Source organism: Variovorax sp. 01N425 (genome assembly GCF_056399465.1).
In genome coordinates this window covers 53620-75217 of the sequence record NZ_JBFTRJ010000011.1, presented here as the reverse complement: position 1 = coordinate 75217, position 21598 = coordinate 53620, and the positions used below count along the sequence as shown (strand labels likewise).

General features: G+C 68.0%; 24 protein-coding genes. 8 read left to right on the top strand and 16 right to left on the bottom strand.

Annotated features, from left to right (window positions below; all coding sequences use genetic code 11):
- Window positions 1-15: 15 nt before the first annotated feature.
- Window positions 16-480 carry a helix-turn-helix domain-containing protein gene (locus tag AC1DSC_RS20530; RefSeq protein WP_062365181.1) on the bottom strand — a complete coding sequence of 155 codons (465 nt, stop codon included), beginning with the start codon at window positions 478-480 and terminating at the stop codon, window positions 16-18.
- A gap of 427 nt (window positions 481-907) precedes the next feature.
- Between AC1DSC_RS20530 and AC1DSC_RS20525 the strand changes: the two genes are divergently transcribed.
- Window positions 908-1564 carry an ABC transporter ATP-binding protein gene (locus tag AC1DSC_RS20525; RefSeq protein WP_244883625.1) on the top strand — a complete coding sequence of 219 codons (657 nt, stop codon included), beginning with the start codon at window positions 908-910 and terminating at the stop codon, window positions 1562-1564.
- A 173-nt stretch (window positions 1565-1737) separates the two neighbouring features.
- Here AC1DSC_RS20525 and AC1DSC_RS20520 read toward each other — a convergent pair whose 3' ends face one another.
- The 9 genes from AC1DSC_RS20520 to AC1DSC_RS20480 form a co-directional block, all read right to left on the bottom strand.
- Window positions 1738-2019, bottom strand: coding sequence for a hypothetical protein (locus AC1DSC_RS20520; RefSeq protein WP_062365180.1), 282 nt, complete (start codon window positions 2017-2019; stop codon window positions 1738-1740).
- A gap of 130 nt (window positions 2020-2149) precedes the next feature.
- Window positions 2150-3490: a type II toxin-antitoxin system HipA family toxin gene (locus AC1DSC_RS20515; RefSeq protein ID WP_062365179.1), complete on the bottom strand. Its 1341-nt coding sequence runs from the start codon at window positions 3488-3490 to the stop codon at window positions 2150-2152.
- Between the two features lie 2 nt (window positions 3491-3492).
- The gene (locus AC1DSC_RS20510) at window positions 3493-3750 is read right to left on the bottom strand and encodes a helix-turn-helix domain-containing protein (RefSeq protein ID WP_062365178.1); all 258 of its coding nucleotides are present in this window, start codon (window positions 3748-3750) and stop codon (window positions 3493-3495) included.
- Window positions 3751-3883: 133 nt separating this feature from the next.
- Complete coding sequence (locus AC1DSC_RS20505; protein ID WP_369664789.1) at window positions 3884-4720, bottom strand: alpha/beta fold hydrolase; 837 nt, start codon at window positions 4718-4720, stop codon at window positions 3884-3886.
- A complete protein-coding gene (locus tag AC1DSC_RS20500) occupies window positions 4721-5425 on the bottom strand; it encodes an SDR family oxidoreductase (protein WP_062365176.1) in 705 nt (234 codons plus the stop codon). It abuts the gene before it with no gap.
- Window positions 5426-5468: 43 nt separating this feature from the next.
- Complete coding sequence (locus AC1DSC_RS20495) at window positions 5469-6470, bottom strand: NADP-dependent oxidoreductase (protein WP_369664790.1); 1002 nt, start codon at window positions 6468-6470, stop codon at window positions 5469-5471.
- Complete coding sequence (locus tag AC1DSC_RS20490) at window positions 6467-6988, bottom strand: DUF2147 domain-containing protein (protein WP_369664791.1); 522 nt, start codon at window positions 6986-6988, stop codon at window positions 6467-6469. Before AC1DSC_RS20490 ends, AC1DSC_RS20495 begins: the two co-directional genes overlap by 4 nt.
- Before the next feature lie 47 nt (window positions 6989-7035).
- Window positions 7036-7635 carry a TetR/AcrR family transcriptional regulator gene (locus AC1DSC_RS20485; RefSeq protein ID WP_369664792.1) on the bottom strand — a complete coding sequence of 200 codons (600 nt, stop codon included), beginning with the start codon at window positions 7633-7635 and terminating at the stop codon, window positions 7036-7038.
- Between the two features lie 84 nt (window positions 7636-7719).
- A complete protein-coding gene (locus AC1DSC_RS20480; RefSeq protein ID WP_369664793.1) occupies window positions 7720-8703 on the bottom strand; it encodes a Bug family tripartite tricarboxylate transporter substrate binding protein in 984 nt (327 codons plus the stop codon).
- Window positions 8704-8854: 151 nt separating this feature from the next.
- On the opposite strand from AC1DSC_RS20480, the gene AC1DSC_RS20475 reads away from it, so the two are divergent.
- Window positions 8855-9652 (top strand): DUF899 domain-containing protein, encoded by a 798-nt coding sequence (locus tag AC1DSC_RS20475; RefSeq protein WP_062365171.1) that lies wholly within the window; start codon window positions 8855-8857, stop codon window positions 9650-9652.
- Between the two features lie 33 nt (window positions 9653-9685).
- On the opposite strand, the gene AC1DSC_RS20470 is transcribed toward AC1DSC_RS20475, so the two are convergent.
- From AC1DSC_RS20470 to AC1DSC_RS20460, 3 genes are all read right to left on the bottom strand, one after another.
- Window positions 9686-10294: a trimeric intracellular cation channel family protein gene (locus tag AC1DSC_RS20470; protein WP_369664794.1), complete on the bottom strand. Its 609-nt coding sequence runs from the start codon at window positions 10292-10294 to the stop codon at window positions 9686-9688.
- 10 nt (window positions 10295-10304) lie between these two features.
- Window positions 10305-10949, bottom strand: coding sequence for an FMN-binding negative transcriptional regulator (locus AC1DSC_RS20465; protein ID WP_369664795.1), 645 nt, complete (start codon window positions 10947-10949; stop codon window positions 10305-10307).
- Between the two features lie 65 nt (window positions 10950-11014).
- Window positions 11015-11911 (bottom strand): LysR family transcriptional regulator, encoded by an 897-nt coding sequence (locus AC1DSC_RS20460; protein WP_478131917.1) that lies wholly within the window; start codon window positions 11909-11911, stop codon window positions 11015-11017.
- Window positions 11912-12027: 116 nt separating this feature from the next.
- Here AC1DSC_RS20460 and AC1DSC_RS20455 point away from each other — a divergent pair, with 116 nt between their 5' ends.
- The gene (locus AC1DSC_RS20455) at window positions 12028-12909 is read left to right on the top strand and encodes an aldo/keto reductase family oxidoreductase (protein ID WP_015866066.1); all 882 of its coding nucleotides are present in this window, start codon (window positions 12028-12030) and stop codon (window positions 12907-12909) included.
- 51 nt (window positions 12910-12960) lie between these two features.
- On the opposite strand, the gene AC1DSC_RS20450 is transcribed toward AC1DSC_RS20455, so the two are convergent.
- The 3 genes from AC1DSC_RS20450 to AC1DSC_RS20440 are packed head-to-tail and all read right to left on the bottom strand — an operon-like array spanning window position 12961 to window position 16231.
- The gene (locus AC1DSC_RS20450) at window positions 12961-13728 is read right to left on the bottom strand and encodes a hypothetical protein (protein ID WP_478131916.1); all 768 of its coding nucleotides are present in this window, start codon (window positions 13726-13728) and stop codon (window positions 12961-12963) included.
- A gap of 6 nt (window positions 13729-13734) precedes the next feature.
- The gene (locus tag AC1DSC_RS20445; protein ID WP_015866064.1) at window positions 13735-14226 is read right to left on the bottom strand and encodes an AAC(3)-I family aminoglycoside N-acetyltransferase; all 492 of its coding nucleotides are present in this window, start codon (window positions 14224-14226) and stop codon (window positions 13735-13737) included.
- A gap of 25 nt (window positions 14227-14251) precedes the next feature.
- Complete coding sequence (locus AC1DSC_RS20440; RefSeq protein WP_478131915.1) at window positions 14252-16231, bottom strand: sensor histidine kinase; 1980 nt, start codon at window positions 16229-16231, stop codon at window positions 14252-14254.
- Between the two features lie 191 nt (window positions 16232-16422).
- On the opposite strand from AC1DSC_RS20440, the gene AC1DSC_RS20435 reads away from it, so the two are divergent.
- The 5 genes from AC1DSC_RS20435 to AC1DSC_RS20415 are packed head-to-tail and all read left to right on the top strand — an operon-like array spanning window position 16423 to window position 21503.
- Window positions 16423-17343 (top strand): dihydrodipicolinate synthase family protein, encoded by a 921-nt coding sequence (locus AC1DSC_RS20435; RefSeq protein ID WP_015866062.1) that lies wholly within the window; start codon window positions 16423-16425, stop codon window positions 17341-17343.
- Entirely contained in the window at window positions 17340-18527 is a 1188-nt protein-coding gene (locus tag AC1DSC_RS20430; protein WP_015866061.1) for a mandelate racemase/muconate lactonizing enzyme family protein, read from the top strand. The genes AC1DSC_RS20435 and AC1DSC_RS20430 overlap by 4 nt, the downstream gene beginning before the upstream one ends.
- The gene (locus AC1DSC_RS20425; protein ID WP_015866060.1) at window positions 18524-19435 is read left to right on the top strand and encodes a 2-dehydro-3-deoxygalactonokinase; all 912 of its coding nucleotides are present in this window, start codon (window positions 18524-18526) and stop codon (window positions 19433-19435) included. The genes AC1DSC_RS20430 and AC1DSC_RS20425 overlap by 4 nt, the downstream gene beginning before the upstream one ends.
- On the top strand, window positions 19432-20487 hold the full coding sequence (locus AC1DSC_RS20420) for a tripartite tricarboxylate transporter substrate binding protein (RefSeq protein WP_015866059.1): 1056 nt from the start codon (window positions 19432-19434) through the stop codon (window positions 20485-20487). The genes AC1DSC_RS20425 and AC1DSC_RS20420 overlap by 4 nt, the downstream gene beginning before the upstream one ends.
- A 23-nt stretch (window positions 20488-20510) precedes the next feature.
- Window positions 20511-21503, top strand: coding sequence for a tripartite tricarboxylate transporter substrate binding protein (locus AC1DSC_RS20415; RefSeq protein WP_041945812.1), 993 nt, complete (start codon window positions 20511-20513; stop codon window positions 21501-21503).
- Window positions 21504-21598: the final 95 nt, after the last annotated feature.

The following is a 21598-nucleotide window of genomic DNA, read 5'->3' as shown; positions in this document are numbered from 1 at the left end:
GGCGCTTCCCGCCACTCACAGCTCCTCGCCCATCTCCTGGGAGAGGTCGTTCAATTGTTTGAGGGCACCGGCCGACCGCTGCTTCTGCTCGTCCTTGTAGCGCATGAGCTCTTCGAACTCGATGCGGCGGTGCCGGTTGATCAGCCGGCACTTCAGCCGGCCAGCCTCGATTTCCTTGATCACGAAAGGACGCGACACATTCAGGAGTGCCGCAGCTTGCTGCGTCGTGAGTTCCAGCTTCTGCGGGACGAGCATCATCGGCTCGCGCTTGGCCATCTGGCGCAACACGTCGGCAAGGAAGTGCAAGGCACGCGGAGGCAGGAGCAGCACCGGGGCTTCGCCCTTGCCGTCCCTGTCCACTTCGATGGTTATTTTGATCGCTTTTGCCTTCGAGTGATCCAGGGCCGCAACCAGGCACGCCGTCGCCGCACCGGCCATTTCCGCTTCCATTTCGCTGGCGGGGTCGAGTATCTGGTTCATGCTGGGTCCTTTCATAGCTGGCGCTACGCCGGCGCCTCAAGCGAAATATACGCACTAAACGCAATATTCGCAACTGACGGGCGCCGGAAAGAAGATGGCACTCTTGTCAGCAGGCGCCTTCATTCAGCGGCCGGATTCTGCGGCCACCCAGCGGATATTCCCTTGTCCCCGCGGCGCTGCCGCCTTGATCTGAAGCTCGCTGAGTTGCCCCATGGTGTACCCAAGATCGGCTGCGGTTGAATAGCAGTCTGGGGTACACCGTGGGGTACGCGCAAGAACGAGACTGTGTGAGATTCGGTGATGCCGCTTGAGCCGTCATTGGCAGGTTAAGTCCTTGATGTACAAGGGCTTTTGAGCGGCCTTGGGATCTACCGAGAAAGAAAAATGGTGGCCTGGGGCGGAGGCAGAATCGGGCAAGGACTTCCGCATGCACATGAACGCCCCGACATCACCCGCCATTCTCCAGCTCCACGACCTGGGCTTTTCCTATCCGGGCCAGCCCGCGCTCGCAACCGGCTGGTGCGCATCGTTGGGCGAGGGCGTCACGCTGCTGCATGGCGACACGGGCAGCGGAAAGTCGACCCTGCTGCGCGTGATCGCGGGCGCGCTGCCTTCGGCTTCCGGAACGCTGACGCTCGCGGGCGTGCGGCTCGACGCCGAGCCCGAGGCCTACAGGCGCAACGTGTTCTTCTGCGACCCGGCCGCCGAAGCCTTCGACCAGCTCACCGCGCGTGCGTGCACGGCCACCCTGAGCGAAGGCGACGCGGGCTTCGATGCGGCGCTGTGGCAGGCGCTGGTCGAGGGTTTCTCATTGGCGCCGCACATCGAGAAGCCGATGTACATGCTCTCCACCGGATCGAAGCGCAAGGTGGGGCTGGCGGCCGCGCTGGCCTCAGGCCGCCCATTGGTGCTGCTCGACGAACCCGAAGGCGCGCTCGACGCGCGCTCGATCGGCTGCCTGTGGCAGGCTGTCGCATCGCGGGCCGGGCGCGCGGACCATGCGATCGTCATTGCGAGCAGCGCGCGGCTCGATCACGTTCCGAAGGTTCCGCTCGCCGGCTGCATCGAGCTGCTGCTGCGCTGAGCGGTCCAGCGCAAGAGGTTCATTTCAGAGCGCGGACTCCCGAGTGCGATCGCGGTCCTTCCACTTGACCTCTCCTCGCTTCGGCTCTTGCTTGACTTCGCAAGCTCTGCCCCAGCGGTCCTCGCGCCAGTCCATGTGTCAGTCGTTGCGCCGCCAGCGGCAAGTGCTTACGCTCAGCGCCGATACGGATTGTGGGGGCGGCGGTCGTAGCGGTCGGGCACGCCGTCGCGGTCGCTGTCGCGGCGCGCGTGGCGGTAGCCGGCATGGCGGTCGTGGCGGTCGTGGCGGTGCTCGTAGCCGTGCCGCACGACATGGCGCGGCGGGGGTGGCGGAACAACGACCACATGCGGGCGATAGCCATGGTCTCCAAGGTGCGGCTGCGCTTGCGCAGGAGCACTCAGGGCGGCCAGAGAGAGCAGGGCGGCCGCAGCCAATGCGAGGGACAACTTCTTCATTGCAACTCCTTCGAGTCGTTGGATTCAGGAGTCCCCATGCTGAAGGCGCCATGTGAAGGGCCGGTAAGGCTGCGGCGAATTTCCGATGAACTTTTTGCAGGGCATTCCGGCATGCGCGGGCGCTGCCTCCCTAGACGGGCGGCATCCCCTTCAGCGCCCTCGCGGAGCGCGCGAGCCCTTCAAGGATCGGGCCCGACACCGCAGCCGGAAACCGCGCAGGCAGGCGCGCAGCGATCCGGTCGATCACGCCTGGCGTTGCCGCGAGCACGCGCTGGATGATGTTCTCGGCATCCGGGCCGTAGTGGCACTTCTGCGCCATGGCGTTGAAGTGGCGCCGCTCGATGGTCTTGAAGTGGTAGTGCCTGTTCTTGCCGGACAGGGCCATCGCGAGCTTGGCTTCGTGCCTGGAGAACTGGTTCGGGCCGTTGCCTTCCAGGGGCCAGATGGACATCACGTCGTAGAGGGGCGTCAGCCTGTAGCGGCCCATCGGGAGCCAGGCGATGCTGAAGTTCTTGGCATGCCCGTCGGGCGCGCCCAGCATCCAGAAGAGCAGCTGTGCGGTGAGGAGCGTTGCCAGGTCTTCCTCTGCGTTAACCGAATTGCGCAGCACGTCGGCGAGGTCGGTCATTCCCGGTCCGCCGTCCGCTTCGTATTTGAGGTGCGACGGCTTGCCGAGGGCCTGGCAGAAGTCTTCCTGCGGCAGGCGCAGCCACCAGTTTCCGGACGAATGCAGCCGGCGGTCGAAGCGCTCGACGGCCAGCACCTTCTGCGAACCGAACCGGAGCATCGCGGTGCGGGGAACGGGAACGCCGTACGCCTGGAGGATGTTCAGGCAGAGCCACTCGTTCTCCACCGAGGTGCTGAAGTCGGCCTTGCGATGGCCGACGAGGCCCAGTGGCAACTTCAGGATATGCGTGGTCGGGGTCGAACCCTGCGGGCGCACCCACTGGCCCTCGTGCCACAGAAGAGCGGTTTTCTCCTGGGCGCCCGCCAGGGAGATGCGCAGCTCGTCGCCAGGCACCGCCTGCGCGGCGAAGCTGCCCGGATCGACCGTCTGCTGCAGCAGCCGCTCGACGCCGGCTTCGCTCATCGGCTCGCCCTCGATGCGTTGCACATCGGCCGGGCTGGCGTTCTCTCCCAGCAGCTGGATGGCGCCCACGCAATCCCTGCCGATCGCCTGCAGCAGGTCGAAGGCCTGCGTCGTCTGCGTGCCGAAGCGGCTCGCGATGCGCTGGCGGATGGACAGGCTGTCCGGCAGCAGGTTGTCGAAGTAGTTGCTGACGACCGCGCCCTTGTGGGTGAAGCCGCGCACCAGCGGCAATGAAAGCGAGAGCGGGCGCCCTGCGGGCGAATCGGCCCAGGCATCGTCATAGCGCAGTTCGTCCGCCCCGTGCGCGGGGATGCGCCAGCTGCCGACCCGTTCACCGTTGGCCCAGATGGACAGTGCCTGCAGGCCCCGTGTGCGAGCCATGCTCACCACTCCTGGGAAGGTGCCTGGCTGCCGGTGGGCGCGAGCCTCTTGGAGCCCACCACCATCTCGAGGCCCAGCACGCCGAAGATGGCCAGCAGCTGCTCCAGGTTCAGCGAGCCCGGGTTGAGCTCCATGTGGGACATCCGGCTCTGGCTGATGCCAAGCCGTTCGGCCAGCCTGACCTGCGAAATGCCCGCTTCCTTGCGCGCGGCCTTGAGCAGCGCGCCGAGCTGGGAGGGAACCGAAAGGACTTGCTGCATGTGAATACCAATGAGATTGGTATCCTGAGATTACCTATATCATGGGTATTTGTCAAAAACCCATCACATGGGTAATTTTACGAATACCCATGAGATGGGTAAGCGGCCAACAAGCGCAGCCGTCCTCGAAATACTATCGATCCAGGAACTCGATCGCCTTGGGCACGAAGTCGGCATGGAACTGGAACACGCCACCGTGGCCGGCATCGGGGTAGATGATCAGCGTGCTGTTCGGAAGCCGCCACGCCAGCTCGTGCGAGTTCGCGGTCGGGACCATCCGGTCGTCGTCCCCGTTGACGATGAGCGCGGGCTGCCTGACCACCGAAAGATCGGCGGGCTGCTTGCGGCCCCAGGCCTTCACCGCCCGCAATTGCGCCAGGTACGCGGAGATCGTGATCTCCTTGTCGCGGTTTTCGGAGCGTTCCTTCAACCGTGCGAGAAAGGCCTTGCCGGCTTCGATGCCGCCCGGCGTGCGCGTGAAGAAAAGGAACTGCTTCGGATCCTGGCCGGTGAGAAGACCCCGCAGCAGGTCGCAGTGCGCGACCCTGGCCACCGTGCTGATGCCCTCGCCGCCCGCGGGGCCGGTGGCCGCAAGGATCATCTTGCGTACGAGTTGCGGCACCTTCAGCACGATGTCCTGGGCGATCATTCCGCCCATCGACAGGCCGAAGAGGTCGACCTGCGCGAAGCCCATCGCCTCGATGAATGCGATGGCGTCGCTCGCCATCTGCTCCACCGAATCGGACGGCGAACCGCTGGATGCGCCGACGCCGCGGTTGTCGAAGGCGAGCACGTGGTGCTTTGCCGCAATGCCGTCCATGATGCGCGGGTCCCAGTTGTCCAGGACGGCCGCCAGGTGCACGAGAAACACCACGGGTGTTCCGCCATGGTGCGCTCCCAGCTCCCGGTACGCAAAATCCACGCCGCCGGCGGAGATGGATCTCGTTGGAACGTCCGCCCAGCGGTGCACTCAGCCCACCTGCGGAAGGTAGCTGGGCCTGGGCGCGGTCATCCCTTGCTTGACTTGCTGCGTGAGCTCATCGGCCAGCACCTCGTCGAGGCCCGATTCGAGCCCGTCGAGCGCACGCTTCACGATGTCTTCAGGGCTCGTCTTCGGCACATCGAACCCGCGCGTGAGATCGGTGTCGACATAGGCCATGTGCAGTCCAAGCACCTGCGTCTTCTGCGCCGACAGTTCGCTGCGCAGGGCATTGGTGAGCGACCACGCGGCCGACTTGCTCGCCGCATAAGCTGCCAGCTCGCCGCCGTTCACCCATGAGGCGACCGACAGGACGTTGAGCAGCGCGCCGCCGCCGTTGGCTTTGAGAATCGGCGCGAAGGCCTTGCTCATGCGCAGCACGGCAAAGAAGTTGGTTTCGAAAATGCGCCGCGCCGTGTCTTCACTGTCGTCCGCGAGAAAGCCGCCGACCTGGGCAATGCCGGCGTTGTTGACCACCAGCGTCACGTCGGATGCCGCAGCCGCGGCAGCCGCCACGTCTTGCGGATTGTTGACGTCCAGGCGCAGCGCCTGGACGCCGGCCTGGGTCACGGTTTCAGGGTTGCGGGCGCCCACGTAAACCTTGCGGGCGCCGCGGGCCAGCAGCTCGCGCGCGAACGCCAGGCCGATGCCGCGATTGGCGCCCGTGACGAGGGCGACGGAATTTTCGATCTTCATGAGGAATCTCCAGGAAAAGAAGGGAACGGGAAATGAACGGGGCTCACTTGAGCTTGACGACGACCTTGCCCTTGGCGCGGCCTGCTTCGACATAGGCCAGGGCTTCATTGGTGGATTCGAACGGGAACACGCGGTCCATCACGGGCCGGATGGCACCGGCTTCGATCAGGCGCGTGATCTCGCGCAGCTGGGTACCGTTCGCCCTCATGAAGAGGAACGAGTAATCGACGCCGCGGTTTCTGGCCCGGCGCCTGATGCCCGAACTCAGCAGCCGCATGGCCAGCTTCACGAAGCCGGGTGCGCCGCTCTGCTTGGCGAATGCCGGGTCGGGCGGTCCGGAGATGGAGATGAGCTTGCCGCCGCGCTTGAGCACGCGCAGGGATTTCTCGAGCGTCTTGCCGTCCTGGCTGTTCAGGACCACGTCGTAGTCGCGCAGCACGTCCTCGAAGTCCTGCGTGCGGTAGTCGATGGCGACATCCGCGCCCAGGCGCTTCACGAGCTCGACATTGGTCGGGCCCGTGGTCGTCGCCACGCTGGCGCCCAGGTGCTTGGCCAGCTGGATGGCCAAAGTGCCCACGCCGCCGGAGCCCGCCTGGATGAAGACCTTCTGCCCCTTCTTGAGCCCGGCCTTCTCGACCAGTGCCTGCCACACCGTCAGGGCCACCAGCGGAATGGAAGCGGCTTCTTCCATCGTGAGGCCCTGCGGCTTCAGCGCGAGCGACGCCTCCTTGACCGCAACGAACTCGGCGAAGGTGCCGATCCGGAAATCGTCCGCCCGCGCATAGACCTCGTCGCCCGGCTTGAACTGCCGCACGCGCGGGCCGACCTTGGCCACGACGCCGGCCACGTCGTGCCCCAGCACCAGGGGCAGGCGGTACGGCAGGATGAGCTTGAACTCGCCGTTCCTGATCTTGGCGTCCAGCAGGTTCAGGCCTGCGGCATGCACCTCGACCAGGACCTCGTCATCGCGCAGCTCCGGCGTCGGCACGTCGGCCGGCCGCAGCGCGGCTTTCTTGCCGTATCGATCGAGAACAAATGCTTTCATGGTTTTCCTTGTTCCTGGCGTATCCAGGTCTGTGAACGGCCCAGTATTGGCACACCGATGTAGCCGCGCACGCTGAGCTTCTTGCCGTTGTCGGTCAGGCGCACAGTGCTGCGGTAGACCTTGCCGTTGTCGGGATCGAGGATCTGGCCGCCGGCGTATTCGCCGCCTTCCTTGGCGAGGCCGCTGAGGATCACCAGCCCGACGACCGGTGCGTTCCTGTTGGCGCCTTCGCACTTCTCGCAGGTCGGATTCGGGTCTTCGTTCGGCGCCGGGAACACCCTCTCGATCTTTCCCTGGAGGACGCCGTTCGATTCGGTGAGGCGGATCAGCGCCCGCGGCTTGCCGCTGACGTCGTCGACGTTCTTCCACAGGCCGACGGGCGATGTCTCGTCCGCCCGGGCCGGCAACGCCGTGAGCGCTGCGGCCGCGGCGAGCCCCTGGAATGCGAGCGCGAAAAGGAGCGGAAGCGCGCGCGCCTTGCCGGTGGGGTTCCGCTTATGTCGCATGATGGTCATCATATTTTTGGTCGAACAGAAAGGGATGTGGGATTCGTGCCGCGGTGGATTCAGGCCGGCGTCAAATGCTTGAGCGTCGCCTCGCGCAGGCCGGCCGACAGCGCCGGCTCGTCGACCGCACGTGCCAGCAGCAAGGTGCCGACCATGGTGGCAACGGTCACCAGTGCGCGTTCATGCGCCGCGGGCTGCCCCCAGTCGGGCGACTGGCGGGCGACGAGATCGATCATTTCCTTGACGTACCGCGTGGTCACGCGCCGCACCTCGGCGGCCTGGCGTGGCGTTTCCGAGCCCAGCGCGGCCAGCGGGCACCCCGTCTCCGCGTGCGCCACATGCTCCGGCGAAAGATAGGCGCGCAGCATGGAGGCCAGGGCCTGCCCGGAGGGCTCGTCGGAAGCGACTTGTGCGGCCGCCGCGGCCGATTCGGTGCAGGCCCGGCCCGCCGCTTCGGCCAGCATGGCTTCGCGCGACGGGAAATGGGCGTAGAAGGCGCCATGGGTCAGGCCGGCTTCCTTCATGATGTCGGCCACGCCGGTGCCGTCGTAGCCGCTGCGGCGGATCGCACGGGCAGCCACGGACAGGATGCGCTCGTGCGAGGCTTCCTTGGCCGCCGCCCTTGTGCTGTGCTTTGTATTTCGCATGATGCGTATCATACGTATTATCCGGCCATGGCGCAAGCAGGGCTGCTGCGGCAGAACGTTCCTGGGCGCCGCCGCGCAGGCGCCGAGGCCGTCTCGTCAGAGCTTGATGCCCGCGCCCTTGACCGTCGGACCCAGCACGTTCACCTGCTCCTTCACGAAACCGTTGAACATGGCGACGGTTTCGGGCTTGGCCACGATGCCCAGGTCGGTGAGCTTCTTCTGGATCTCGGGCATCACCAGCACCTCGTTGCAGGCCGCGTTGAGCCGCGCCACCACGTCTTCCGGCAGCCTGGCCGGGCCGGACAGGCCGAAGAAGTTCTCGAGCACCAGCTTCGGCTGCTTGAGCTCGGCGATGCTCGGCACGTCCGGCATCAGCGGCGAGCGCTGGGCGCCGGTCACGGCCAGGGGCACCAGCTGTCCGCTCTTGAAGAAGGGAACGTAGGCGGTGATGACGTCGATGCCCACCGGAATGGTGTTGGCGATCAGGTCGGTGGTCATCGGCGCGCCACCGCGGTAGGGCACGTGCACCATGTTGATCCCGGTGATCTTCTTGAGCAGCTCGCCGTGGATGTGGCCGATCGAACCGGGGCCGCCCGAGCCGAAGTCCATGCGGCCGTCCTTGCGTCCGGCCGCCTCGAAGTCCGCATAGCTCTTGAACCCCGACGGCTTGCTGGCCATGATGACCAGCGGCGCCGCGCCCAGGTAGGCGATGTGGCTGAAGCCTGCCACCGGATCGTAGGGCTGCTTGTCGAGCGTGAAGGGGCCGAGCGCGATCGGCGTGGTGTTCGAGAGCATCAGCGTGTAGCCGTCGGGCGCGGCCGCGGCCACCTGCGCGCCGCCGATGGTGCCGCCCGCGCCGGGCTTGTTGTCCACGACCACGGGCTGTCCCAGCTTCTTCGACAGCTGTTCCGCGAGCAGGCGCGCGAGCACGTCGCTGGAGCCGCCCGGCGGAAAGGTCACGATGATCTTGATCGGCTTGTCGGGCCATTGCGCGAAGGCGGGCAGGGCGAGCGAGGCGGCGCCTGCCGCGAGCATGTGCAGCGCAGTGCGGCGGGTGGAGCGAAAGCTGGTGGTGGTCATGGCGTTGTTCTCTGCGGGCGGTGGGGGGAAACCACCGGATAGCAGGAACCGGGCCCGGCGCGGAAAGCCGCAATCCCGCCAAACTTGTTACTCCCGCGGCGGGGTGGGCGGTGCCAAACTTTTCTTCTCGCCCAACCAGGAGATCCAAGCCATGACGAGTTCCACCGAGAACGGAAAGAAGGGCACCGCGCCCGCCATGCACACCCCACCGGTCGTTTCGCCCGAGGCGTGGGAAGCGGCCCGCGAGCAGCTGCTCGTGAAGGAAAAGGCCCAGACCCGCGCGCGCGACGCGCTGGCCGCCGAGCGCCGGCGCATGCCGTGGATGGCCGTGGAAAAAACCTATGCCTTCGAAGGACCCGCGGGCAAGGTCAGCCTGCCCGAGCTGTTCGACGGCCGGCGCCAGCTGATCGTCTACCGCGCCTTCTTCGAGCCCGGCGTGTTCGGCTGGCCCGACCACGCCTGCCGCGGCTGCTCCATGGTGGCCGACCAGGTCGCCCACGTCGCCCACCTGAACGCGCGCGACACCACCCTCGTCTTCGTCTCGCGTGCGCCGCAGGCGGACATCGCGCGGCTGAAGGCGCGCATGGGCTGGGAGATCCCGTGGTTCACGCTCACCGACAGCTTCGACGCCGACTTCGGCGTGCACGAATGGCACGGCACCAACGTGTTCTACCGCGATGCAGGCGACCGCGTGTTCCGCACCTACTTCCTCAACAACCGCGGCGACGAGCAGATGGGCAACACCTGGAACTACCTCGACGTCACGCCGCTGGGCCGGCAGGAGGTGTGGGAAGACTCGCCCGAGGGCTACCCGCAGACGCCCACCTACAAGTGGTGGAACTGGCACGACAACTATGCCGAAGAGGCCGCACCCGACAAGAAGTGGGTCGAGATCTCCACCGCCGGCGAGGCGGCGTTCCGCGAGCAGAGCTTGAAGGCGAAGCGATGAGGCGGGGCAAGTAGCTTCGCGCGTGGCGCGCACTCAAGCCGAAAGCCGCAGCATCGGCAGGTGCCATCCGCCGTAGATCCCGCCGAGCCGGAGCGCCACGACCAGCAGCAGCCCCGCGTGAAAGGCCCAGCGGCGCGGCATTCCGGCGGCCTGCAGCAGCAGGTAGGCCGCAATGCCCGCGATGGCGGCAGAGCCATAGATGCCGCTGCTCAGCAGCAGCGGAATGCGGTCGGTGAGCACATCGCGCAACAGGCCGCCGGCGGCGCCGGTCATGGTGCCGATCAGGATCACGACGAGCGCCGGCAGGCGCCGCTCCTCGGCCACCTGCGCGCCGGTCATCGCAAAGAGCGCGAGGCCCAGCGCATCGGCCAAGGCCAGCGCGTGCTCGGGCAGCGGGAAGAAATGAACCCATGCGATGGCGGCCGCGGTCGCCGCCAGGATCGCGTACACATAGCGCACTTCGCGGATCCAGAACACCGGATGGCGGTCCAGCAGCAGGTCGCGCAGCGTGCCGCCGCCCACGGCCGTGACGGAGGCGATCACCACCACGCCCAGCCAGTCGAGGTCCGCACGGCCCGCCGCCAGCACGCCGCTGATTACGAACACCGCGATGCCGGCGAGATCGAGCATATACAGCAGCATGGCGATCCCGTCAGCGCTGCTGCCGGGCGGCATGTTCGACGAGGCGCGCCATCGCCGCCGCGTTCTCGGTGCCTTCGGCGGCCAGTCCGTTCACGGTGCCCCACCGGTCCTGCAGGTCCTCGTCCTGGCTTGCCTTGAGCTTGCCGACCAAGCGCTCGATCGGAATCTCGATGCCCACCACGGCACGCAGCATCCTGTCGATGAAATCCGCCGGCGCGTCCGTCATCTGCCAGGGCAATTGCTTCGAGGACTCATGGGCGGCCGTGAGGCGCGTCAGCATGCCGCGCAGCCAGTGTTCGTCGTCGATGGCCCGCGCCACGCCGTGCGCATGGGCGACGGCGTAGTTCCAGGTCGGCACGACCTTTCCGTGCGCCTGCTTGCCCGGATACCAGCCGGGCGTGATGTAGGACTGCGGACCCTGGAACATGACCACCGAATGCCCCGCGGCAGGCAGCAGCTTCCACACCGGGTTGGCACGCGACACGTGGCCCATCAGTGTTCCGAACGGGCCGCGCGACCTGTCCAGCAGGAAGGGAACATGGTTGGCGACCAGGCCTTCGCTGCCGGGCACGACCCATGCGCCCAGCGGGTGGGCTTCGATCAGGGCCTGGGCTTCGGCGGGCTCGGGCAGCGCGTGGTGCTTGGATACGTACACGAAAACTCCAGGGAAGTGGGTGCTGCTGCGGCCGTGGTGCCGGGGCGGTGAAGCCCGTCGCTTTCTCATGTGCCCCGTACGAAATCCACGAACGCCCGCAGCGGCGCCGGCAGCAACCGGCGGCCCGGATAGTAGAGGAACGGGCCCGGGAAGCGCAGCCACCAGGGCTCCAGGATCGGCTCGAGCGCGCCGCTTTCGAAATGCGGCCGCAGCCAGTCCTCGAACAGGTAGACCACGCCGGCACCGGCGATCGCCGCATCGACCGTGAGATCGGCCGCCGCGCCGATCCGCACGATCAGCTGCCCCGTCACGTCGATGCGCAGGCTTTCGCCGCCGCGTTCGAACTCCCATGGAGGCATCGACCCGCTGGCGAAGCGCCCGCGCAGGCAGGCATGGCCGAGCAGCTCGCGCGGATGCTGCGGACGGCCGTGCCGATCGAGATACGCCGGGGCGGCCGCGACCGCGAAGCGCTGCAGCCGCGGGCCGATCGGCACCGCGACCATGTCCTGCTCGAGCCGCTCGTCGTAGCGGATGCCGGCATCGCAGCCGGCGGCCAGCACATCGACAAAACCGTCCTCGGCAATCACCTCGAGCGAGATGTCGGGATAGGCCGCAAGAAAACCCGGCACGATCGACGGCAGCACGAGCCGCGCGGCGCTGATCGGCACGTTGAGCTTGAGCGTGCCGGTGGGCCGGTCGCGAAAGCCGTTCACCACGTCCAGCGCCGCACCGACTTCAGCCAGCGCGGGCCTCAGCCGCTCGAGCAGGCGTTCTCCGGCTTCGGTGGGCCGCACGCTGCGCGTCGTGCGGTGGAGCAGCCGCACGCCGAGCTCGGTCTCCAGCCGGCGCACCGCCTCGCTCAGGGCCGATGCGCTCGTGCCGCTCAGGCGTGCGCCGTCGCGAAAGCCCTTGGCTCCCGCCACCGCCACGAAGGCGTTCAGATCCCCGAGGTCGACGTTCATTGTCTGGAATTCCGCACAGGCTGTGCCGATTATGGTGGGTTATCAAGCAGCGAGGCGCTGCCTAGACTGGGCTTCACGACCTCGTTCCCCCACTTCAGCGCCTCAGGAAAGACACCATGTCCAGCACGCAGACCCCCGGCACCTTCACCCTCGGCGACCGCGCCGTCCATCGGCTCGGCTACGGCGCGATGCAGCTCGCCGGTGCCGGCGTGTTCGGCCCGCCCAGGGACCGCGAGGCGGCCGTGGCCGTGCTGCGCGAAGCGGTCGCGAATGGCGTCGACCACATCGACACCAGCGACTTCTACGGCCCGCACGTCACCAACCAGGTCATCCGCGAGGCCCTCGCGCCGTATCCGAAGGACCTTGTCATCGTCACCAAGATCGGCGCGCGCCGCGACGGCACCGGCGGCTGGCTGCCGGCGTTCTCGCCCGCGGAGCTCGCGCAGGCGGTGCACGATAACCTGCGCCACCTGGGCCTGGAGGTGCTGGAGGTGGTGAACCTGCGCCTCATGTTCGACGTGCACGGCCCGGCCGAGGGCTCGATCGAGGCGCCGCTCGCGGCGCTGGCCGACTTGCAGCGCCAGGGCCTCGTGCGCCATGTCGGCCTGAGCAACGCGACGCCGGCCCAGGTGGCCGAAGGCCGCCGCATCTGCCGCATCGCCTGCGTGCAGAACCACTACAACCTCGTGCACCGCAACGACGATGCGCTGATCGATGCGCTGGCGCGCGACGGCATTCCCTACGTTCCGTTCTTTCCCCTTGGCGGCTTCAGCCCGCTGCAGTCTTCGGGGCTCTCCGACGTGGCGCAGCGCCTGGGCGCCACGCCGATGCAGGTGGCGCTGGCATGGCTGCTGCGCCGCTCGCCCAACATCCTGCTGATCCCCGGCACCTCGTCGGTCGCGCACCTGCGCGAGAACCTGGCGGCGGCAAAGCTGGAACTGCCGGCCGATGCGATGGAAGCACTGGACCGCGTGGCGGGCGCTTCCGCTGCCGGGTAGAAAGCCCCGAACTCGTGTCACCTGAGGCCGAGCCCTCTTCATCGATGAAGGCTATGAATTTTCCTCGGTGCGCTGGCAGACCCTTTCGACCACCGTCACTCGCGCGCCCAGCGCCTCGAAGCGGTGGACAAGATCGTCCTTCCGGGCAACGCTGACGCTGTCGTCCAGCAGCGGCAACGGCAGCTGATGCTTGAGCTTCAGCAGGCTTGCGCCCGCGAGATGCTTGTAGTCCGGATGTGCCTTGAGCACCGCCAGCACCCGCAGGGGTTCGTTGCCCAGGTCCGTCAGGTGCACCGTGTGGAAGACCACGGGCACATGGTCGCCTGGCAGCGAAGGCGGCACATGCACCCGGATGTGCGCCATCAGCGTCTGGAGATTCGGGAACAGCGGCCGTGGCGACCAGCGGCCGCTCCCGTGCCAGTCCCACAGCACCGGCACCTCGGGCTGGCTGATGTCGCCGATCAGCGGGTCGCCATCGGCGTTCTGCAGGACCACCCAGTGCGGCTGCCACAGGCCCGCATCCACGGCGTCGCTCCATACCAGATGCTCGGGCGTGCTCGCCTTCCGGTCCAGGATGAAGCGGTAGCCTTCCATGTCGGCCAGCAGGCCGGGCGCGTCGACGGCGCCCGAGCCCGTGAGCACGCCGCCTCCATCTTCGCGCCAGCTCGGCGCCTCCAGCACAAGGGACTGGCTCCCCATGCGGCGGCACCATGCGAACCAGTCCTGGATCGGCGGGGGCAGGGGCGGCAGGGTGAACCGGGCTGCCAGCGAGGCCTGCACGGCGGTGCGGCTCGGCCAGTTGTCGCGCGTGAGGGCCATCGAATTTCAGGACGCCTGCACGGGTTGCACCGGCGGCACCGGAATGTCGAAATGCAGCACGTCTTCGCGCACGCCCAGCTTCGTGTACAGCGCGACGGCCGGCGCATCGGGCGGATCGGCCTGCACGAAGATCACATAGGCCCCGCGTTCGGCGCCGATGCGCTGGAGCTCGCGGATCAACGCGGTCGCCACGCCCCGGCGCCTGTGCCCGGCGGCAACGGCCAGGTCGTAGATGTAGATCTCGCTGCGTTCCTGCTCGAACTTTTTCAGCTCGTAGGCCGCGAGGCCGCCGATGACCTGCGACCCCTCGCGCGCCGCCAGCGCGATGAAATAGTCGCTGCCCAGCAACTGCCGCAGGTACGCAGGCCGAGGGCGGCTGGCGGCGTAGGCGGCCGGTTCGTCGAAGGCTTTGCCGAAAACCGCGAGAAGCTCGGTCATCAGCGGACCGTCGTCGGCCGAGAGCTGCCGAACCTCGTAGCTGGCGGGGGTCGTGGACATGGCGGCATCCTAGCAACAGGCAATCTCAGGCGGCGCTCATGGTCTTGCTGTCGGCACCCTCCCCATGGTGCAGGGGCAGCCAGAGCGTGAAGCGCGTCCCGCCGCTGCCCGATTCCCAGCGCACCGTGCCGCCGATGGCCAGGGCGCGCCGCTGCTGGTTGCGCAGCCCGCGGCCGCTTCGGCGCAGGGCTTCCTCCACGGCAAAGCCCGCGCCGTTGTCCTCGATCACCACGCAGACGCCATGGCCGTCCGTCGCCGTGCTGAAGCGGATGATGGTGGCCCGCGTGTGGCGCAGCACGTTGGCCACGCACTCCTGCATGATGCGCAGGATATGCAGTGCGCTGCCCGGGTCCAGCCAGGACAGCGCAGGCACCGACTGTACTTGCCAGTGCAGCGCGAGGCCGGCGCTCTCGATGCGCGGCGCCAGGCGAAAGCGCAGGGTGGCCAGCAACAGCAGCAGGTCGGCGTCCACGCTCTCCATCGAATCGATGGCCAGCTTCAGGTCGTCCATGCAGCCCTTGAGCACGCCCGAGATCTCGGTGCCGCTCATGGCGCCTTGCTCCACCGACCGGATCGCGCTGATCAGCGACGAGCCGAGCCCGTCGTGCATGTCCTGCATCAGGCGCCGGCGCTCGGCGCCGAGCATCTGCTCGTTCTCGATCACGCGCAGCCGCTGGTAGCTTTGCTCCAGCTCGGCCTCGCGCGCCTGCAGGCGCTGGGCAAGGCCCTTGTTCAGCCGGGCCACTTCGGCGAAGGCGCCCGTGTAGCGCTGGAACATGATGTACGAGAAGATGAAGAACAGGCTGATGATGGCGTAGGGCGAGGTGTACACGCTCTCCGGGCTTACCAAGTTGTTCTGCAGCAGCCCGTCGTAGGAAGTGAAGGCCAGCGCCAGCACGGCCCAGCCCGCCACCAGCCGCCCCTCGGGAAACTTGGCGCGCAGCGCCTTGCGCAGGTTCACCGCGAAGATCAGCACCGTGACGGGCAGCACCGCCAGGTTGAGCAGCGGCGTGAAGAGGTAGAGGCTGGGTATCGCCCTGGACACATGGGGCAGCGTCGCCATGCTGCAGGCCAGCGCCAGCCCCACCGACAAGCGCGTGAGCCAGCGCGAGGGCTGCTGGTGCAGGCGCTGCAGGAACAGGTGGATGAGGATGATCAGCCAGAGCAGCGAAGCCACGGTGATCCATTCGAACCACTCGTCCGAGACCAGCAGGTAGTCGCCGCTCACGAAGTAGTGCAGCATGCGCAGGAAGGCCATTGCCGAAATGGCGAAGAACAGCAGGTAGAGCGATTCGCGCCGCTTGCCCAGCCACACCGCGAAGGCAAAGGCACCCACCGCCAGGAAGGCCGCGCTGCCCATGAACGGCAGCTGCACCTGCAGCAGCTGGCGCAGCAGGTAGCGCCAGCTCAGCGAACCCTCGCCGCCCACCCACACGGTGGAGAACCCGCTCCCGCTGCTGGGCAGGCGGTCGACGCGGATCAGCACCGACGCCGGGGACGGCGTGTTCGCCGCCGCATTCAGCGGCAACAGCAGCGGATGGTTGTAGCCGTTGTGCACCGCGCTGCCCTGCGACTGGTAGAGCAGCACGCCATCGCCGTACACCGCGATGCGGCCCAGGGTCTTCCAGCGCGGCAGGTACAGGAGCAGCGGCTGCCGCGCCGGTGGCGCCAGCCCGGACAGGTCGATGCGGTACCAGTCGGTGACGGTGCGCACACTGCCGGCCGGCGTGGGCACCAGCTCGCGCGCGGCCGTGCGCGGCAGGTCGACCGTCTGCCATCCCTCGCGCGGCAGGCCGGCGTCCTCGATGCGCCGCGGCGGAGCCGAATAGCCCGTGCCGGGAACGGACAGCAGTTCGGCCCGCGTGATCTGGACCGCGCCGCCCTGCTGCGGCGCCGCATCCGTGGCCGGTGCGCCGGCGGTGCTCGCACAGGGCAGCAGGGCCAAGGGCAGGGCGAGCCACAGCGTTGCGGTCCACCGGCCAAGGGCAACGCGGGATGGTTTCATCAGGACACAATTATGTGCTCGTCAAAATTTTCCATTAAATGGAAAAGAACGGCAAATTCCCTGCGCGGTCGAGCGGTGCCGAGGGCGGGCGCTCGTCTGCCGGATTCCGGTGGTTAAGGGTTTGCACCAGATCGCCAAGAAAGCAGCCAGAAAGATAATTTCCATTCATTGGAACTAATCGCAAAACTTTCATGGCCGAGCGTCCTTCATTGACAGGTGTCTTCCCTGTTCTTCCCACGCCCTTCGATGCCCAGGGGCGGCCCGACGCGGATTCGCTGCGCAGGCTGGCCGAATATCTGATCCGGTGCGGCGTCGATGGCATGACCTACCCGGGTGTCGCCAGCGAGGTGGGCCAGCTGACCCCCGACGAACGGCAATCGCTGCTGGGCGTCGTGCTGGCCGAGGTGGCTGGCCGCGTTCCGGTGATCGCGGGCGTTTCGAGCGGCGACACCGCGACGACCGTTCGCCTCGCGGCGGAGGCAAGCGCACGCGGCGCGGCCGCGTTGATGGTGGCGGTGCCGCCGGACCGCAAAGGCGCGGCCGAGCAGATCGCCTATTTCAGCGAGGTCGCGCGGGCCGCCGAGGGGACTGCGCTGATGCTGCAGAACGTGCCGCCGCCGGTAGGTGCGGGGCTGGACCCCGAGGTGGTGCTCGAAATCCTCGCGGCGGTTCCGTCGATCCGGTATGTCAAGGAGGAAACGCTGCCGAGCGGGCAGCGCCTTTCGGTGCTGCGCGACAAGGCGCCGGCCAGCCTGCTGGGCGTCTTCGGCGGCGCGGGCGGGCGCTACATCACCGACGAACTGCGCCGCGGCGCGGCCGGCACCATGCCCGCGATCGAGCTGGCGGAGGTGCACACCACGCTCTTCAAGGCGCACCGCGCGGGCGACGCCGACCGGGTCCGCGCGCTCTTCACGCGCATGCTGCCGGTGCTGAACGTGCAGGCGGTGTTCCGCTGGTCGCTGACGAAGTACGTGCTCAAGAAGCGCGGCCTCATCGCCGACACGCGCCAGCGCATGCCGGGCCCGCTGCTCGACGCGCAGGACATGGCGGATGTCGACGCCTTCCTGGCGGACATCGCGGACCTGCTGCTGCCGCAGGACCGGCTGCCATGACCGGCTTCGCGAAGATCGCGCAGGTCGAGAGCTTCATCGTCTCGCTGCCGCGCGACACGCCCTACCTCGGACCCCTGGGGCCCGGCGAGAAGATCAACGAGCGCGGCTACCTCGTGCGCAGCGGCAATCGCGCGATCTATCCGTCGACCGACATGTCGGTGCTGATCAGGATCACCGCCGACGACGGCACCGTCGGCTGGGGCGAGACCTACGGCATCGTCGCGCCCGACGCGGTCACGAGCATCATCGACGACGTGATCGGGCCGGTGATCGTGGGCCGCGATCCGCGCGACGCGGTGGTGATCCAGGAAGACCTCTACGACCTGATGCGCGTGCGCGGCTTCTTCGGGGGCTTCTACGTCGATGCCATCGCGGGTGTCGACATCGCGGTGTGGGACCTCTTCGGAAAGCTGGTGGGCCAGCCCGTGGTCAAGCTGCTCGGCGGCCAGCGGCTCCAGACCGTGCCGGCCTACGTGTCCGGCCTTCCGGGCGCGACCCTCGCGGCCCGGCTCGAGCTCGCGCGCGGCTTCGTCGCCAAGGGCTTCGATGCCTTCAAGTACCACGCGGCCGTTTCCTTCGATGGCATCGTGGCCGAGATGCGGACGCTGCGCGAAGGCCTGGGCGACGGCGTCAGGCTGATGGTCGACCTGCACTGGAAGTTCACCGCGCAGGAAGCGGTGCAGCTCATCGACCAGCTCGCGCCCTACAGGCCCTACTTCGTCGAGGCCCCCTGCCAGCCCGAGGACATCGAGGGCCAGGCCCATGTGGGCGCGAGCGTGCGCGTGCCGCTCGCGCTGGGGGAGGAGTGGCGCACGGTCTTCGAATACCGCCCTCGCCTGGAGCGGCGCGCAATGTCGATCGTGCAGCCCGAGATGGGGCACACCGGCATCAGCCAGTTCATGCAGATCGGCCGCATGGCCCATGCGTTCCACATGAAGGTGATCCCGCACGCCAGCATCGGCCTGGGCATCTACCAGGCCGCGAGCCTGCACGCCACGGCCGCGCTGCCCAATGCGCCGATGCACGAATACCAGCACTCGGTCTTCGACCGCAACCTGAAGTACGTGCGGACTGCGATGCGCTGCGACGCCGGGGCCTTCCATCTGCCCGAGGGCCCGGGCCTGGGCATCGAGCCCGCCCCGGAAGTCTGGCAGTTCCTCAGAAAGAAAGGCGCTGCGCAATGAAGGCGTCATTGATCGCCATCGACTGGGGCACTTCCAACCTGCGCGCGAGCCTGCTCGATGCGCATGGCGGCCTCCTCGAAGCCCGCAGCGCACCCGGCGGCGTAATGGCCGTGCCCGACCGGCGTTTCGCCGAGGCACTGCTGGCGCTGTGCGGCGACTGGATCGACGCGCATGCGGTGCCGCTGATTGCGAGCGGCATGATCGGCAGCCGCCAGGGCTGGCAGGAGGCGCCCTATGTCGCCTGTCCGGCCGGGCTGCCGGCCGCCGCGGCGCAGCTGGTGCGGGTGGAGGTCAGGCCCGGTGCGGTGCTGCACATCGTGCCCGGCATCCGTTGCATCGGCATCGACGGCGTGCACGACGTGATGCGCGGCGAGGAAACCCAGCTCTGGGGCGCAGGCCTTGCGGCCGGCGACTGCTGCGTGCTGCCCGGCACGCACAGCAAATGGGCCTGGCTGGGCGAGGAGGGCAAGGTCGAGCGCTTCGAGACCTTCATGACCGGCGAGTTCTATGGCCTGCTGACGAAGCACGGCATCCTCGGCCGGCTCATGGCGTTCGGCACGGCGCGGCCCGAGACCTTCGATGCCGGCGTCCGGCTGGGCCTGGCACAGCATGGCAACGCATTGCACGTGGTGTTTGCGGCGCGCACCGCCGGGCTCATGGGCGACATCGATCCGGAGGGCCTGCCGGACTATCTCTCGGGCATCCTGATCGGCCTGGAGATCGCGAGCGCGACCGCGCGGCATCCGCAGCGCAGCGTCACCTTGCTGGGTGACGACGACCTGTGCAGCCGCTACGAAACCGCGCTTGGCATCGCCGGGGTGGACACGCGCCGCGCGAGCGACGGGGCGACCACGCGAGGGCAATGGCGCGTCGCCCTCCAGGCTGGCCTCGCGAAGTACATGGCATGAACGGCGTCATTGCCATCAATTCGCTGATCGAGTTCAAGGAGACAAAGATGGTGTTCCACAAAGACAAGAGATTCGTCCTGCGTCTCGCGCTTGCCTGCGCGCTGCTTCCCGCCTTCGGCGGCGCGCAGGCGCAGTCTGCGCCGGCGGCTGCGTATCCGTCCAAGCCGATCAAGTTCATCGTGCCGGTGCCGGCCGGCGGCGCCGCCGACGCCATGGCCCGCATGATCGCCACGCACCTGCAGACCGCGTGGGGCCAGGCCGTGGTGGTCGACAACAAGCCCGGCGCCGGTTCGAGCGTGGGGATGGCGGTGGTTGCCAAGGCCGCGCCGGACGGCTACACCATCGGCATGGGCAATGTCGCGGCCAACGCCATCAACCCCGCCGTGCGGCCCGAGGCCTTCCCCTACGATCCGGTGAAGGACTTCGCCGCGGTCACCATGGTGGGCATCACGCCGCTGATCCTGGTGGTGAATCCGCAGAAGGTGCCGGCGCGCACGCTGCCCGAGTTCCTCGCGTACCTCAAGGCGCACCCGGGGCAGCTCAGCTATGGCTCTTCCGGCGCAGGCTCGGCGCTGCACGTGGGCATGGAACTCTTCCTGCAGAAAACCGGCACCTCGATGGTCCATGTCGGCTACAAGGGCTCGGCGCCCATGCTGACCGACCTGCTCGGCGGACAGGTCGATGCCGCCATGGATGCGGCCGCCACCTCCTGGCCGCAGGTGCAATCGGGCAAGCTGCGCGCGCTGGGCGTCTCGACGGCGCAGCGGGTGTTCTTCGCGCCCGAGCTGCCGCCCATCGCCGAGTCCGTGAAGGGCTTCGAGATGAATCCCTGGCACGGCGTCATGGCGCCGGCCGGCACGCCGCCCGCCATCGTCGACAAGCTCGCGGCCGAGATCCAGGCGTTCCTGCGCCTGCCCGACACCGAAGCCAAGCTGCGCGAGCGCGGCGTGGTGCGCGTGGGCTCGAGTCCCGCGGAGTTCGCGAAGAGCCTGCGCGATGAAGCGGCCTTCTACAAGAAGCTCGCAGCCGACGCGGGCATCAAGGCCGAATGAGCCGCCGGACCCGGGACCGCGCCATGCGAGCTTCGGCAACTGCTTTCCCGCTTCCGCGCCGCGCCATGCTCGGCCTGCTGGCCGCCTCGGCGGCGCCGTCGCTCTGGCCCGTGCCTGCCCGCGCGCAGGAGGCGTGGCCCACGCGGCCCCTCACCGTGATCGTTCCCTTCGCGCCGGGCGGCGCGGGCAATGGGTCCGTGCGCATCCTGGCCGAGCTGATCGGGCCGCGCATCGGCCAGCCGCTGGTGGTCGACAACCGGCCGGGTGCGGGCGGCATCACCGGCACCGCGATGGTGGCCTCGAGCAATGACGACCACATGCTGCTGATGGGCAGCACCACCATGACCATCCTGCCGGCGCTGCGCAGCGACCTCGGCTACGACGTGCAGCGCGACCTGCAGCCGGTGGGCATGATCTCGACGCAGCCGCTGGTGCTGGCCGTGGGCGCTGGTTCGCCGGTGCGCAGCCTCGACGATCTCGTGGCGCGCGGCCGCGCGGGCGAGCTGAGCGCCGGCAACAGCGGCGTCGGCACGCTCTCTCACCTGGCCACCGAGCTGCTCAACCGCAAGCTCGGCACGCGCCTGCTGCCGGTGCCCTACAAGGGCGACAGCGTGCTGATCCCCGATGTCGCGGCGGGCACCGTCTCCGTGGGCGTGATGAATCTTCCGGTCGCGCTGCCGCTGGTCCAGGCCGGCCGCCTGCGCGCGGTGGCCGTCACCTCGGCGCAGCCCCTCGCGGGCCTGCCCGGTGTGCCGGTGCTGCGCTCGCTCGGCCAGGAGTTCGTCATCTCCGGCTGGGCCGCACTCTTTGCGGGCCGCAAGGTGCCCGCGGCGGGCGTGGCGCGGCTCGAGAAGCTGCTGCGCGAAGCCATGGACACGCCGGCCGTGCGCGAGCGCTTCGCCAGCTTCGGCGTGACGCCGTCGGCTTCGACACCATCGCAGCTGCGCGAGTACGTCCGCAACGAAACCGCGCGGTGGGGAGACGTGGTGCGCAGCCGCGGCATCAAGCTCGAGTGAGGCGCGCGGGCGCCGGCCTGCAGGAAGGCTCCAACTAGAATTCGGCTGCCCATGTTCCGCTCTTCGGAACTCCTTCCCACGTATTCATGACACGC

Excerpts from the sequence above, each read along its gene's own strand:
- AC1DSC_RS20530 (WP_062365181.1), bottom strand. The coding sequence starts at position 480 with ATGAACCAGATACTCGACCCCGCCAGCGAAATGGAAGCGGAAATGGCC.
- AC1DSC_RS20455 (WP_015866066.1), top strand. The coding sequence starts at position 12,028 with ATGTCCAGCACGCAGACCCCCGGCACCTTCACCCTCGGCGACCGCGCC.
- AC1DSC_RS20485 (WP_369664792.1), bottom strand. The coding sequence starts at position 7,635 with ATGATACGCATCATGCGAAATACAAAGCACAGCACAAGGGCGGCGGCC.
- AC1DSC_RS20460 (WP_478131917.1), bottom strand. The coding sequence starts at position 11,911 with ATGAACGTCGACCTCGGGGATCTGAACGCCTTCGTGGCGGTGGCGGGA.
- AC1DSC_RS20430 (WP_015866061.1), top strand. The coding sequence starts at position 17,340 with ATGACCGGCTTCGCGAAGATCGCGCAGGTCGAGAGCTTCATCGTCTCG.
- AC1DSC_RS20415 (WP_041945812.1), top strand. The coding sequence starts at position 20,511 with ATGCGAGCTTCGGCAACTGCTTTCCCGCTTCCGCGCCGCGCCATGCTC.
- AC1DSC_RS20420 (WP_015866059.1), top strand. The coding sequence starts at position 19,432 with ATGAACGGCGTCATTGCCATCAATTCGCTGATCGAGTTCAAGGAGACA.
- AC1DSC_RS20435 (WP_015866062.1), top strand. The coding sequence starts at position 16,423 with ATGGCCGAGCGTCCTTCATTGACAGGTGTCTTCCCTGTTCTTCCCACG.
- AC1DSC_RS20440 (WP_478131915.1), bottom strand. The coding sequence starts at position 16,231 with ATGAAACCATCCCGCGTTGCCCTTGGCCGGTGGACCGCAACGCTGTGG.
- AC1DSC_RS20510 (WP_062365178.1), bottom strand. The coding sequence starts at position 3,750 with ATGCAGCAAGTCCTTTCGGTTCCCTCCCAGCTCGGCGCGCTGCTCAAG.
- AC1DSC_RS20490 (WP_369664791.1), bottom strand. The coding sequence starts at position 6,988 with ATGATGACCATCATGCGACATAAGCGGAACCCCACCGGCAAGGCGCGC.
- AC1DSC_RS20520 (WP_062365180.1), bottom strand. The coding sequence starts at position 2,019 with ATGAAGAAGTTGTCCCTCGCATTGGCTGCGGCCGCCCTGCTCTCTCTG.
- AC1DSC_RS20470 (WP_369664794.1), bottom strand. The coding sequence starts at position 10,294 with ATGCTGCTGTATATGCTCGATCTCGCCGGCATCGCGGTGTTCGTAATC.
- AC1DSC_RS20500 (WP_062365176.1), bottom strand. The coding sequence starts at position 5,425 with ATGAAGATCGAAAATTCCGTCGCCCTCGTCACGGGCGCCAATCGCGGC.
- AC1DSC_RS20425 (WP_015866060.1), top strand. The coding sequence starts at position 18,524 with ATGAAGGCGTCATTGATCGCCATCGACTGGGGCACTTCCAACCTGCGC.
- AC1DSC_RS20475 (WP_062365171.1), top strand. The coding sequence starts at position 8,855 with ATGACGAGTTCCACCGAGAACGGAAAGAAGGGCACCGCGCCCGCCATG.
- AC1DSC_RS20450 (WP_478131916.1), bottom strand. The coding sequence starts at position 13,728 with ATGGCCCTCACGCGCGACAACTGGCCGAGCCGCACCGCCGTGCAGGCC.
- AC1DSC_RS20525 (WP_244883625.1), top strand. The coding sequence starts at position 908 with ATGCACATGAACGCCCCGACATCACCCGCCATTCTCCAGCTCCACGAC.
- AC1DSC_RS20480 (WP_369664793.1), bottom strand. The coding sequence starts at position 8,703 with ATGACCACCACCAGCTTTCGCTCCACCCGCCGCACTGCGCTGCACATG.
- AC1DSC_RS20495 (WP_369664790.1), bottom strand. The coding sequence starts at position 6,470 with ATGAAAGCATTTGTTCTCGATCGATACGGCAAGAAAGCCGCGCTGCGG.
- AC1DSC_RS20445 (WP_015866064.1), bottom strand. The coding sequence starts at position 14,226 with ATGTCCACGACCCCCGCCAGCTACGAGGTTCGGCAGCTCTCGGCCGAC.
- AC1DSC_RS20515 (WP_062365179.1), bottom strand. The coding sequence starts at position 3,490 with ATGGCTCGCACACGGGGCCTGCAGGCACTGTCCATCTGGGCCAACGGT.